This window comes from Mesorhizobium sp. URHB0026 (assembly GCF_054059755.1).
Genome location: NZ_JBSSCN010000001.1, coordinates 5,354,348 through 5,366,201, shown reverse-complemented (window position 1 = coordinate 5,366,201; position 11,854 = coordinate 5,354,348). Strand labels below are relative to the sequence as shown.

Below are 11,854 nucleotides of genomic sequence, written 5' to 3'. Positions count from 1 at the left end.
TATGGCCGCGATGGAAGCAGAAAGCAGCGAACCGTTCGAAAAGCTAGGGCCGGTTCGCGTCCTCGCTGTCGACGACGACGCGCGAAATCTCCTTGCCATAGAGGAGGCACTTGACGGGGTCGGGCAGGTGATTTGCGCTCAGTCGGGCGACGAGGCGCTGCGCTTTCTGCTCAAGGACGACTTCGCCGTCATTCTGCTGGATGTGCTGATGCCCGGTCTCGACGGCTACGAAACCGCTTCGCTGATCCGGAGGCGCGAACGTTCGAACGCCACACCGATCATCTTCCTGACCGCCATCAACAAGGAAGAAGCACATATGTTGCGCGGCTATGACGCCGGCGCGGTGGATTATCTGTTCAAGCCATTCGACCCGTCGATGCTACGGTCCAAGGTCATGGTCTTCGTCGATCTCTATGAAAAGACGAGGGAAATCGAACGGAACGCGGCCAGGGAGCAGCTGCTGCTTGAGCGAGCGCTGAAGGCGACGTCCGACAAGCTCGACGCCGAGCGGGCGCTGCGGCATTCCGAGGCCCGGCAGGAGACGATCCTCGCTTCGCTGCCGATTTGTTTTCACGCCCGCACGGCCGAGGCGCCATTCGCCGCAACCTATGTTTCCAAGGGGGTCGAGCGGTTGACGGGATTTTCTTCGGACCGGTTCATGGCGGATCCAGATTTCGGCATCAGCCGGGTCCATCCGGCTGATCGGGAGGAAGTGACAAGATCGCTTTCGGCCGCCCACGAGACCGGCTCTTATGCGTGCGAGTTCCGCTGGCGACGCGCCAATGAGGAATACCGGATATTCCTCGACCAGGGAGTGGTTGCCAGGGATGGCGCCGGGCTCGAGCTGCTGGGCACCATGCAGGACATCACCGAGCAGCGCCATCTGGAAAGCCAATTGCTGCAATCGCAACGGCTCGACGCGGTCGGCAAGCTGACCGGCGGACTTGCCCACGACTTCAACAATCTGCTTGCGGCGATCCTCTCCGGGCTGAGCCTGCTCGAAAGGCAAGTGAGCCTCGACGGCAAGGCGGCCCAGGTTCTCGACATGACGCGCCGCTCCGCTTCCCAGGGCAAGGACCTCATCCAGCGGATGCTCGCCTTTTCAAGGCGCCAGGATCTGAAGCCGGTTGCCGTGCGTATGTCGACCCTGGGAGACACGATGACCGGCCTGGTGGCGCCGATCCTGGGCGGCTTGGTGCGCTTCGACTGGCATGTCGGTGAAGATATATGGCCGGTGCATGCGGACCCGGCGCAGCTTGAGCTTGCGTTGATGAACCTGGTCTTCAACGCCCGGGACGCGATGCCTTCCGGCGGGACAATCCGCGTCAAGGCCCACAATCGCAGCGTCGGCCCCACCGGCCAGGGGCTTGCCGCGGGCGACTATGTCAGGCTTGCGGTCGAGGACACCGGGACAGGTATCGCCGCGGATGTCATCAGCAAGGTGATCGAGCCGTTCTTCACGACAAAGCCGATCGGGAAGGGCACGGGTCTGGGCCTCAGCACTGTCTATGGTTTCGCCAAGCAGTCGGGTGGCACGCTCAGGATTGACAGCGAGCTTGGCCACGGCACAACCATGGAGCTCTGGTTGCCCCGTTCACGCGAGGCGCAAGACGTCACCGCTAAAGATGAGCTTGTTTTCGAAGCCAGTGCCGCCAACAATGCCGGCACGGACCTCCCGACGGCGGCCGAGGATGAGTTGCCGACTGTTCTGCTCGTCGACGACAGTCAGTCCCTGCGGGAGTTGACGGCGATGTCGCTGCGGCAATCGGGCTTCGACGTGACGGCGTTTTCGGGCGGCGCCCAGGCCCTTGCCGCCATCGAAAAGGAGCCGGACCGTTTCGACGTAATCGTAACCGACTTCGCCATGCCGCTCATCTCCGGCATCGACGTCATCCGCTTCGCCCGAAGCTTGCGCGCGGATTGGCCGGCACTCATCGTCACGGGCTACGCCGATGCCGAGAAAATCTCGGACCGCCCTGACGACGTGGCATTGATCAGCAAGCCCTTCGAAGATGCCCACCTGGTAGCAGCCATTCGATCAGCTTCGCGCCGCCGCTGATGCGCCTGCTTCGGGAGGAGCCCGCACCTGTCGCCGGTCTCCGCGGGGCGCTTAGCAGACCTCCGGATTTCTCGCGCTAGCTGCCGAGTTGCCCTTTGCCGTTAACCATTCGTTAACCATTAACCCCCTAGCGTTTACCTCTCAGTAAGGATTCGCTGGCCGTGACCTTTGCCGCCCCCGTCGAAACAAAATCCATTCGTTTTCGCGCCCGTTCGTTCGTGGCCTTTACGCTCACGCCGGAGGCGCCGATTTCCGCCTGGCTGGAGGGGCTGGATCACTGGATCGGCAATTCGCCAGGGTATTTTGCGGGGCGGCCGGTGGTGCTCGATTTGAACGTACTGAAGCCCGACGTCGCCGACATCGCGCTGCTGGTTGCTTCGCTTGGTGCGCGGGGCATCCGGGTCTACGCGATCGAGCTTGAAGGGGCCTCCCTCGGGCTTGACCTGCCGCCGCTGCTTAGCGCCGCCAAGGAGGCCACTACGGATGGCCTGCTGTCTCAGCCCGGCCGCAAGGGCAAGGCGGAGGCGGCCGATGAAGCCGGCAAGCTGGAAACCGTGTTTTCGGATCGCGGCAGGGATGCCGGCAAGGCCGGCGAAGTCAAAGCCGGCGAAGTCAAGGCAGGCGAAGTCAAAGCCGGGGAAGTCAAGGCAGGCGAGGGCAAGGTCGACGAAGGCAGGGCCGAGGCCGGCAAGGGCAAGGCGGCCAAGGCGGAAGCCGGCGCCATCGAAACGGTCCAGGCCGGCACGCTGATGGTCAAGTCGCCGATCCGCTCGGGCCAGTCGATCTTTCATCCGCATGGCGATGTCATCGTTTTGGGCTCGGTCGCGTCCGGCTCCGAAATCATCGCGGCGGGCTCTATCCATGTGTATGGCACTTTACGCGGCCGCGCCATCGCTGGCTCGCAGGGCAATCGCTCGGCACGCATCTTCTGCCGCAAGAACGAGGCGGAGCTGATTTCGGTCGACGGCTGGTACACCACCGCCGAAGAGATGGAAGGCGTCTCGCGCGGCAAGGCCGTGCAGGCCTTCCTCGAAGGCGACATGCTCGCCGTCGTGCCGCTGAACTAGGCCGGCGCGGTGCTGACGCCCGGCTTCACGGTTCCGGCCTGGACAAGCGCCGAGGCATCGCCGCGCGCAAGCCTCGGACCGGTTTGGGATGGCATGATGGCAGGCTCTGACAACAGCCGTGCGGCGCACGGCACAACGAACGACAACAGGCAACGGAGGCTTTTTCCATGGGCAAGGTAGTGGTCGTCACATCGGGCAAGGGGGGCGTCGGCAAGACCACCTCGACGGCCGCGCTGGGTGCCGCGGTCGCCAAGACCGGCAAGAAGGTGGCGCTGGTCGATTTCGACGTCGGCCTGCGCAATCTCGACCTGATCATGGGCGCCGAGCGGCGCGTCGTTTTCGACCTCGTCAACGTCATCCAGGGTCAGGCCAAGCTGTCGCAGGCGCTGATCCGCGACAAGCGCGTCGACACGCTGTTCCTGCTGCCGGCGTCGCAGACGCGCGACAAGGACGCGCTGACCGAGGACGGCGTCGGCGAGGTGATCGACAAGCTGCGTTCGGTTTTCGACTATGTCTTCTGTGACAGCCCGGCCGGCATCGAGCGCGGCGCGCAGCTCGCCATGCGCTTTGCCGACGAGGCCGTCATCGTCACCAATCCGGAAGTGTCGTCGGTGCGCGATTCCGACCGCATCATCGGCCTGCTCGACGCCCGTACCATGCGCGCAGAACAGGGTGAGCAGATCGCCAAGCATGTGCTGGTCACGCGCTATGACGCGGCGCGCGCCGCGCGGGGAGAAATGCTCTCGATCGACGACGTGCTGGAAATCCTGTCGGTGCCGCTGCTCGGCATCATCCCGGAAAGCCAGGATGTGCTGCGCGCCTCCAATCTCGGTTCGCCGGTGACGCTCTCGGAACCGCTCAACAACGCGGCACGCGCCTATCTCGAAGCGGCACGGCGGCTCGAAGGCGAAGATTTGCCGGTGGTGGTGCCCTTCGAACGCAAGGGTTTCCTCGACCGTCTGCTCGGAAGGAGGGCCGCATGAGCATCCTCGACCTCTTCAAGCGGCGCACCAGCGCGCCGGTGGCGCGCGAGCGGCTGCAGGTGCTGCTCGCCTATGAGCGCCGCAGCCGTGGCCAGCCCGACCTCGTCTCCATTCTGCGCGAGGAGATCATGGCTGTGATCGCCAAGCATGTGCAGATCGACCAGGACTATCTCCAGGTCTCAATGGATCGCGGCGAGACCATGTCGACGCTGGAAATCGACATCCAGATCCCCAACAAGAGCGCCGTGCCGCTGGCCATGGCGGGGTAGAACCGTGCGCCTTTTCCTCGCCCCACTCCATGTGGGGCGAGGTGTCCGGATTGCCGGGCCGACACCGCCGGTTTTGGTCCAGATCAGTTCAGCGAAAATCTCGACCTGAAGCCCGCGGCGCTGTTGCGATTGGGATAGTCTTGATCCGGTATCGCAACGCTCAGATGGGTGCACAGCGGTTCCCAGCCATCGCCAAGAGCGTGGACCAGCAGCCGCTCCGGTGGCACTTCGGCGTACACCGCACGGACATTGGCCTCGTAGCAGGCAATGGCATGCGCTCGATCGCCCGGCCGGCCGCCGAACACCTGCCTGGCGATCAGGGCAAGGCCCAGCGATTCTTGGTCGACGCTTTGCTCAAGTCCCCTCGCGATCGTTTTTTCAAAACTCTCCCACCAGCTTTCGGCCGAGCGGTAGGTCAGGATCACCCTGGCAGTTGGATAGAATTCGATCAGTTCGCGCCAGTAGTACGCCGAAGGCCAGTCCAGACAGGAGACATAGCCCGACAGCAGCTGGTTCCAATCAGGCGCGGCACCTTGGGCCAGCGCACGCCACATCCGTTTCTGCTCCTCGTTGCCGATCACTTCATGCATGTGATGACAGGGGCCGTAGCCGAGAATGGCCAACGCCTCGCGCATCGAATCCGTGCCAGTTCGGCCAAAGCCGGTTCCGATCACCTTGATCGACATCTCCACCCCCTCCCGTTCGACTTGCAAGCGTTTGCTGGCAGCATATCAGGCTGTACACGGAATATGCACGAGAAGCGTTGACACCGCCGCGAACGCTACGGTCTGCGCCAGCCCGGTACTCGGCACTGGCTGTCGCGGCGGTGCAATCCCCAAATGTCTGAAATTTACATTTCCCTAGGGGGGCTTCCCCAGCGGAACCAGCGGATGTAAGGATACAAATTAGCAGTTTGTTAAATATCTGGTTTTGATTGCGTAAGAGGGAGTTCCGTATGAACTTCAAGAGCCTGATCAAGCGTGCTGAAGACGTAGACGATGCACTCCAGGAGTTGCAGGACGATCTGGCGGACGCGCTGGATGCCAGCCTTGACAGCGAATTCGAGGCACCGCCACAGGGCGACGATGGCCCCGCTGACCCGTCACCCGTCTCGCCACCCCAAGCCGATGCGGCGCAAGCGGAGGGCGCGGACAATCCCGACGATGCGGGCAACGCCGACACCGCCGAAACCACGCCACGACTGACGCCCCATGCCCAGACCCGGCTCGCGGCGTTGAACGCCTTCGAAGGAATGTTCCACGACGCCAGGGATTATCTGGATGAGATCAACGGCAAATTGTCGGAAATCTCGACCTCGCACCATCTGACGCGCGAATTCCTCAACATCCTCCACACCGACATTCTTCGCGCCAATGAGCTGGAACTCGCAAACGCCGGCCTGATCGCCGAGCAAAGAGCGCTGTCGGAAAAGCTGCACGACACGGCGGCGAAGCTGCGCGAGCGTGACAGCACGTGCGAAGTGCTGCAGCAGCGCGAGACAGACCTGGTCCAGGACCGGGATGCGCTTCGCGCAACGCTGGCGGCGGCAAGGCTCGAGCTCGCCGAGATGGGCAATGCCAGCGTCAAACGCGACGCGGAATTCGGCGACATCGCCAACCGGCTGACGGCAAGGACGGTCGAGGCCAACAGGCGCTTGCGCGAGAGCAAGATGCTGCGGGAAAAACATGTCAGCCTGTCGGTCGAACTCGACAAGGTGCTGAAGCGGGAGAGCCAGGCGCGCCACAGGCTGGACGAGCTTTCGGCTATCCACGCCAGCGAAGCGGCGCGCCTTGCCGAACTGATGGCGGCGCTCGGCAAGAGCGAGAAAGAGGAGATCCGGCTGCAGAAGGCGCTCGAGGCCACACAGGCCAAGCTGGCGGAAAAGACCGAAACGACCAGCCTGATGCAAGGCGACTGGGAAGCCGAACGGGCGCGCGGCCAGACGGAAATGCGCGGATTGCGGTCCGGGATACAAGACCTGGAATCGCGGCTGGAGCGGGCCTCGAACGAGAACAGTGCGGCCGCCGCCGAAATCGCCAGGCTCAAGACCGAGCTGGACGATGCAGTGGCCGAAAAGAAAATCGCCGATGAAAGATTGTCCGCGCTCACCGACGAGAACGAAGCGGACAAGCTGAGCCTTTCGAAAGCGAACGCCAATCTTTCGCAACTTGCGCTGCAACAGGCATCGGAGGACATACAAAGGGATGTCCAGCGGCAGGAATGCGAGGATTTGAGGGCCGAAATCGCGTCGCTCAATGCCCGGATCAAGGAATTGCTGCCCTACGAGCGGCTCCACAAGGCCACCAACGGCAAATCGCGCGAGGGCGAGGTGGTGGAGATCGCCGCCGTGGTGGCCGAGAAGGCCCGTGCAACGGGCAGGCGTCCCATCCGCAGGAATCTGCGCGCCACGTCGTAGCGCGCTTCGCGGGCCTCGTTGCTTGGCAGTCCCAGCATTGGGCTGCCTTTCGCGATGTGGACGGGCCTGACCCAATCACACCGCCGCGAACACCACCGTCCGCGCCAGCCCGCCGCCCTGGCGGTTCTTCAGCCTCACGGTGCCGCGTAGCGCTCGATGATCTCCTCGTCGAGGAATTCGGCGCGCAGCCGCATGCGCGTGATCGGCGTGCGCAGGTCATGGCCGGCGGCGGCCACCAGCCGTATGCGGCTTTCCGTGGCGGTCTTCAGCCTGGACGAGAGCTGGTTCAGCGCGTGCGCCGTGGCCTTGACCTCGGCCGAGCGTCTTGGTGATGGCCTGGATTTCACCATGGCGTCGCCGTTGCGCGGGACCAGGCTGGCGCGGGCCTGCTCCTAATGCCGGTGAACGTGGCATTTTTGGCGATAGCTCGCGCATCGCTTCGCTGATATTGGTGCGTCCAGAGAATTCCTGGATGCAACAGATGACATCGAATTCAGATAAGGCGGAAACGGTCGAGCAGTTGCTGGAGACGCCGGACCTTGCTAGCGCGCTGGAAAGCGAACAGTTCAAGAAGTTCCTCGACCAGGTGCCGATTGCCATCGCCGTTTCGGACCTCAGCGGGCAGGAACGTGTCGTCTACGCCAATCCGGAGTTCGAGAAACTGTCGGGCCTGAAGGCGGCGAGCCTCGCTCAGAGGCATTGGGCGGCACTTTCGGGCATTGGCCTGCACCAGCAGAAGGACCGCGCGCTGTCCGATGCGGTGGTCGACGGGACCGATTTCGTCGGCACGTTCCGGCTCGAGCGAGCCGAGGACAAGCATGCAATCGTAGACGTCTATTCCAACGTCATCGAGGACGACAACGGCAAGGCCTGCTTCCGGCTGGTGGCATTGGTCGACGTCTCGGTCCATGGCGAGACCGAAGATGCGGGCTCGATCGAGGAGCGCGTCCGCGAGAAAGACACGCTGTTGCGGGAATTGCAGCACCGGGTGAAGAACAATCTGCAGATGATCACCGCCCTGATCCGCCTCGAAACGCGCAATGCGACCGAGCCGGACCGGAAACGCTTCGAAAGACTGGCCGGCCGCGTCGACGCCTTGGCCATCCTTTACCAAACGCTATCGGGCGAGGAGCACAAGGAGGAGGTCGATCTCGGCGTCTATCTGAGCCAGATCGCGTCCGCCGTGATGAGTTCGCATGCTGTCGAGGGCATCCGCCTCGACATGAAGGTGGACACCTACCCGGTCTCGATCAACGTTGCCATGCCCACCGGCCTGGTGGTCAACGAACTGCTGACCAACGCGCTCAAGCATGCATTTCGCGGGCGCGACAGCGGGACGATCACGCTGCATAGCGTCGTGAACGGGGATGGCTGCCGGGTCGTCGTCGCCGATGACGGGATTGGGTTGCCGGAAGGCGAGAGCTGGCCCAAACAAGGCAAGCTCGGCGCGCTCATCGCACAATCGCTGACAGAGAACGCCAAAGCTGAGTTCGACGTGACTTCCAGCGCCGACGAAGGCACCCGGGTCACGATCGTGTTCAAGCGCTCCGCCGCCGCGGCCTAGAGCAATCCCAGAAAAAGTGTGTAGTGGTTGTCCCGCCCGGTACCGCCGTTGCGGTGGAAATCCCTGAACCGAGGACGGCGGCCGTCTCTGGCCGTGCCCCCATCGAGGTATCCGCCCTGTCTCACGACAGGCAGGCTGGTTCATCCTATTGCAGTGCCGCCGGGCAGGTTTTCGCCTCTGCGCATGGAGGATGAAGCACAAGTGACATCAATGCCGGTTGCCAGCCGCGAAGCCGCACCCCTGCCGGTCGCCGCGCTGATGGGGGCCATGGTGTCGATCCAGATCGGCGCCACCTTCGCCAAGACGCTGTTTCCGGTGATCGGCGCGCAAGGCACGACGACGCTCAGGCTGGTCATCGGCGCGCTGATGCTGATCGCGGTGCTGCGGCCCTGGCAGGCATGGCCCTCGCGCGCCACCATGCCGTGGCTCGTCGCCTATGGGGTGACGCTGTGTGCGCTCAACCTTCTGTTCTACGCGGCACTTGCCAGGATCCCGCTCGGCGTCGCGGTGGCGCTGGAGTTTTCCGGTCCGCTGCTGGTGGCGACACTGACCTCTCGGCGGGCCAGCGACTTCGCCTGGATCGCGCTTGCCGTCGCCGGCATCGTGCTGTTGTCGCCCTTCATCCACTCGCTAAAGCCGCTCGATCCGATCGGCGTGACGCTGGCGCTGGCGGCCGGCGGGTTCTGGGCGCTCTACATCGTTCTGGCGCAGAAGGCGGGCGCGGAACTCGGCACCCGCACCACCGCCTATGGCATGGCGATCGCCGCCGTGCTGGTGCTGCCCTTTGGCATCGCCGAGGCGGGAAGCGGCCTGCTCGCGCCGTCGATCCTGGTCAGCGCGCTGCTCGTCGGCCTGTTCTCCAGTGCGCTGCCGTTCTTCCTGGAGATGGTGGCGCTGACCCGCATGCCGGCGCGCATCTATGGCACGCTGACCTGCCTCGAGCCGGGGCTTGGCGCGCTGGCCGGGTTCCTGTTCCTGCGGGAAAGCCTTACCACGCCGCAACTGGCCGGCATCGCCGCCGTGATCGTGGCCGCCGCCGGCACCGCGCTAACCTCGAAGCCGCCGGTGCCGTCGCCGGAGTAGGGGTGGACGCCAGGACCGCCCGGCGACGTCAATTTGGCGCGAGCCGGCTGCCTGTTGTCGTCAGAACTTGACGCTGAGGTTTGCCTTGGCGCCGTTGTCGACGCGCCACCGCCCAACTGCCCGGAATAGGACAGGCCGAGCGTGGCATTGGGCGACACTTTCATGTCGATGCCGGCTTCCACTACCGTCGAGCCGGCCTCGTCAACTCGTGTCGGACATCGGCATGCCCTAGCGACTCATTGGCGCTGAAGGCGGAGCGCGCCGTCTCCACCGCCAGCGGGTCAGCGGCTTTACCGCCAGGGCGGTTCCGGCGCGAAGCGCTTGCCGATCCAGTCGGTGAAGGCGCGGGTCTTGGCGGCTTTTCCCTTGGCCGAGGGCGTGACGACATAGACGGCGCCTTCATCCGCCAAGGTCCACTCCTCCAGCACAGGCACCAGCCGTCCGTCGGCAAGCTCGCGCCCGACCAGCCAGTCGGTGCTCACCATCAGGCCGAGCCCCTGCACAGCGGCCTCGACCAGCACCTCGGCATCGTCGCTGACCAACGGCCCGGAAACCTCGACGCGCGCGCGCCGGCCCTCGCGGTCGGTCATCTCCCAAGCCGGAAAGGTCTGGAAGCCCGAGAAGCCCAGGCAGGAATGGTCGAGCAGCGCCCGCGGCGTCTCCGGCGTGCCGCTGCGGGCGAGATAGGAGGGAGCCGCGCAGAGCAGCCTGCGTCGCGTCGCCACCTTGCGTGCCACCAGGCGCGAATCCTCCAGGCTGCCCAGCCGCACGGCGACGTCGAAATTCTCGGCGACCAGATCGGTGAAGCGGTTGGAGAATTCGGCCTCGATGCGGACATCGGGAAATTCGGCGAGGAATTGAGGCAGCAGCGGCCCGATCCACATGCGCCCGAACGTGCCGGGCAGCGCCAACCTGAGAACGCCGCGGGGGCGGCCTCCGGCATGCGCGGACGCGACGGCCTCGGCCTCGTCGACGGATGCAAGGATGGCGCGCACGCGCACCAGGAATTCGGCGCCCGCTTCGGTCAGCGAGACGCTGCGCGTCGTGCGCGAGAGCAGTCTCACCCCGAGCCGCGTCTCCAGCGATTGCAGGCGCCGCGACAGGATGGTCGCGTCGCGCCCGACCCGCGCCGCCGCTTTGGTGAAGGACCGCGCCTCGGCGATGGCCGCGAAGGCAGCCATCTCGGCAAGGGCAGCGGGTTCGTGAGATTGCTGCATAATTCACAGTTCTCAATTGCTCAAAGCAAGGATTATCCAGAGATAGCGCAACAAATAGGTTCACTCAATCCATCAATCGTCCCAACGGAGTGAAATCATGAAAGCCATCGAACTCAGCCAGCCCAGGCTGGACGCCTTCCGCGCCGCCACCGTTGCAACCCCCGAACCGCAGCGCGGAGAGGTGCTGATCCGCCAGCGGGCGGCGAGCCTCAATTTCGTCGATGTGGCGGTGGCAAACGGCAATTATCCTGGACCGAGCTTTCCGCTCATCCCTGTCGCCGACGGCGCCGGCGAGATCGTGGCGCTGGGCGAGGACGTTGCGAAATTCGCTATCGGCGATCGCGTCGTCGCGCATGCCAAGCCGCGCTGGATCGGTGGGCCGCCGCGGCCTTACGAGATGAGGCAGATGCGCGGCATTTCGCTGCCGGGGTCACTGGCCGAATATGTCGCGTTGCCGGCCAATTCGCTTGTGCCGGTGCCGGCGCATCTTTCCTTCGAGGCGGCGTCGACTCTGCCCATCTGCGGCACCACCGCCTGGAACGCCATCCGCGCCGCCGATGTCGGGCCGGGCTCGGTTGTCGTGCTGCTTGGCACCGGCGGCGTCTCGATCTTCACCCTGCAGCTTGCCAAAGCCCTCGGCGCGACCGTCATCATCACCTCGTCGTCGGACGAAAAGCTGGAGCGAGCGAAGGCGCTTGGCGCCGATCATCTCATCAACTACCGCGCGACGCCCGACTGGGACGGCAAGGTGCTGGAGCTGACCGGCGGCCTCGGCGCCGACCTTGTCGTCGAGACCGCGGGCAGCGCCACCTTCGCCCGCGCCGTCAACGCCACCGCGCCCGGCGGCACGCTGTTCACCATCGGCTTCGTCACCGGTGCCGAAGCCACGATCAATCTGCTGCCGATCATCATCAAGGCGCTGAAGGTGGTCGGCAACAACACCGGATCCGTGTCCGATCTTCTCGACGCCGCGCGCGCCGTCGGCGCAGCCCGGATCGAGCCAGTGGTCGACAAGGTGTTTTCACCTCATGAAGCCACTGAAGCCTACGCTCACATGGCCGCCGGCGGCCTGCATTTCGGCAAGCTGGTGTTCGGGCTGGAGTGGTGATCGGCGCAGGCGCCATTTCTTCAACGCTGAAATTCGCGAAACCGTCGCCACGTGCAATCTCCCCCTCGAAGGGGAGATTGGCAGCCTC

General features: G+C 64.5%; 10 protein-coding genes and 1 pseudogene. 8 read left to right on the top strand and 3 right to left on the bottom strand.

Features of this window, described 5'->3' with window-relative positions:
- The first annotated feature begins 1 nt into the window (after position 1).
- From ACVWWD_RS26430 to minE, 4 genes are all read left to right on the top strand, one after another.
- Positions 2-2,059, top strand: coding sequence for a response regulator (locus tag ACVWWD_RS26430; RefSeq protein WP_352547566.1), 2,058 nt, complete (start codon positions 2-4; stop codon positions 2,057-2,059).
- A gap of 161 nt (positions 2,060-2,220) precedes the next feature.
- Positions 2,221-3,126 carry a septum site-determining protein MinC gene (gene minC, locus ACVWWD_RS26425; RefSeq protein ID WP_023774839.1) on the top strand — a complete coding sequence of 302 codons (906 nt, stop codon included), beginning with the start codon at positions 2,221-2,223 and terminating at the stop codon, positions 3,124-3,126.
- Positions 3,127-3,293: 167 nt separating this feature from the next.
- Positions 3,294-4,109 (top strand): septum site-determining protein MinD, encoded by an 816-nt coding sequence (gene minD / locus ACVWWD_RS26420; RefSeq protein ID WP_023774841.1) that lies wholly within the window; start codon positions 3,294-3,296, stop codon positions 4,107-4,109.
- Positions 4,106-4,378: a cell division topological specificity factor MinE gene (gene minE, locus ACVWWD_RS26415; RefSeq protein ID WP_023774842.1), complete on the top strand. Its 273-nt coding sequence runs from the start codon at positions 4,106-4,108 to the stop codon at positions 4,376-4,378. Before minD ends, minE begins: the two co-directional genes overlap by 4 nt.
- 83 nt (positions 4,379-4,461) lie before the next feature.
- Here minE and ACVWWD_RS26410 read toward each other — a convergent pair whose 3' ends face one another.
- The gene (locus ACVWWD_RS26410) at positions 4,462-5,064 is read right to left on the bottom strand and encodes a sulfotransferase family protein (protein WP_023784426.1); all 603 of its coding nucleotides are present in this window, start codon (positions 5,062-5,064) and stop codon (positions 4,462-4,464) included.
- 269 nt (positions 5,065-5,333) lie between these two features.
- Here ACVWWD_RS26410 and ACVWWD_RS26405 point away from each other — a divergent pair, with 269 nt between their 5' ends.
- The gene (locus tag ACVWWD_RS26405) at positions 5,334-6,794 is read left to right on the top strand and encodes a coiled-coil domain-containing protein (RefSeq protein WP_352547560.1); all 1,461 of its coding nucleotides are present in this window, start codon (positions 5,334-5,336) and stop codon (positions 6,792-6,794) included.
- A gap of 161 nt (positions 6,795-6,955) precedes the next feature.
- Here the strand turns inward: ACVWWD_RS26405 and ACVWWD_RS26400 are convergent.
- Positions 6,956-7,114: pseudogene (locus tag ACVWWD_RS26400) on the bottom strand (two-component sensor histidine kinase); the annotation flags it as partial.
- A gap of 161 nt (positions 7,115-7,275) precedes the next feature.
- On the opposite strand from ACVWWD_RS26400, the gene ACVWWD_RS26395 reads away from it, so the two are divergent.
- Complete coding sequence (locus ACVWWD_RS26395; protein WP_023795636.1) at positions 7,276-8,358, top strand: sensor histidine kinase; 1,083 nt, start codon at positions 7,276-7,278, stop codon at positions 8,356-8,358.
- A gap of 201 nt (positions 8,359-8,559) precedes the next feature.
- Positions 8,560-9,441 carry an EamA family transporter gene (locus ACVWWD_RS26390; protein WP_032922590.1) on the top strand — a complete coding sequence of 294 codons (882 nt, stop codon included), beginning with the start codon at positions 8,560-8,562 and terminating at the stop codon, positions 9,439-9,441.
- A 290-nt stretch (positions 9,442-9,731) separates the two neighbouring features.
- On the opposite strand, the gene ACVWWD_RS26385 is transcribed toward ACVWWD_RS26390, so the two are convergent.
- A complete protein-coding gene (locus ACVWWD_RS26385; protein ID WP_352547556.1) occupies positions 9,732-10,658 on the bottom strand; it encodes a LysR family transcriptional regulator in 927 nt (308 codons plus the stop codon).
- A gap of 97 nt (positions 10,659-10,755) precedes the next feature.
- Here ACVWWD_RS26385 and ACVWWD_RS26380 point away from each other — a divergent pair, with 97 nt between their 5' ends.
- A complete protein-coding gene (locus tag ACVWWD_RS26380) occupies positions 10,756-11,766 on the top strand; it encodes a zinc-dependent alcohol dehydrogenase family protein (protein ID WP_352547554.1) in 1,011 nt (336 codons plus the stop codon).
- Positions 11,767-11,854: the final 88 nt, after the last annotated feature.

Bases quoted from the DNA above. Each gene is read 5' to 3' on its own strand.
- ACVWWD_RS26430 (WP_352547566.1), top strand. From the start codon at position 2: ATGGCCGCGATGGAAGCAGAAAGCAGCGAACCGTTCGAAAAGCTAGGG.
- minD (WP_023774841.1), top strand. From the start codon at position 3,294: ATGGGCAAGGTAGTGGTCGTCACATCGGGCAAGGGGGGCGTCGGCAAG.
- minE (WP_023774842.1), top strand. From the start codon at position 4,106: ATGAGCATCCTCGACCTCTTCAAGCGGCGCACCAGCGCGCCGGTGGCG.
- ACVWWD_RS26410 (WP_023784426.1), bottom strand. From the start codon at position 5,064: ATGTCGATCAAGGTGATCGGAACCGGCTTTGGCCGAACTGGCACGGAT.
- ACVWWD_RS26405 (WP_352547560.1), top strand. From the start codon at position 5,334: ATGAACTTCAAGAGCCTGATCAAGCGTGCTGAAGACGTAGACGATGCA.
- ACVWWD_RS26395 (WP_023795636.1), top strand. From the start codon at position 7,276: ATGACATCGAATTCAGATAAGGCGGAAACGGTCGAGCAGTTGCTGGAG.
- ACVWWD_RS26385 (WP_352547556.1), bottom strand. From the start codon at position 10,658: ATGCAGCAATCTCACGAACCCGCTGCCCTTGCCGAGATGGCTGCCTTC.
- ACVWWD_RS26380 (WP_352547554.1), top strand. From the start codon at position 10,756: ATGAAAGCCATCGAACTCAGCCAGCCCAGGCTGGACGCCTTCCGCGCC.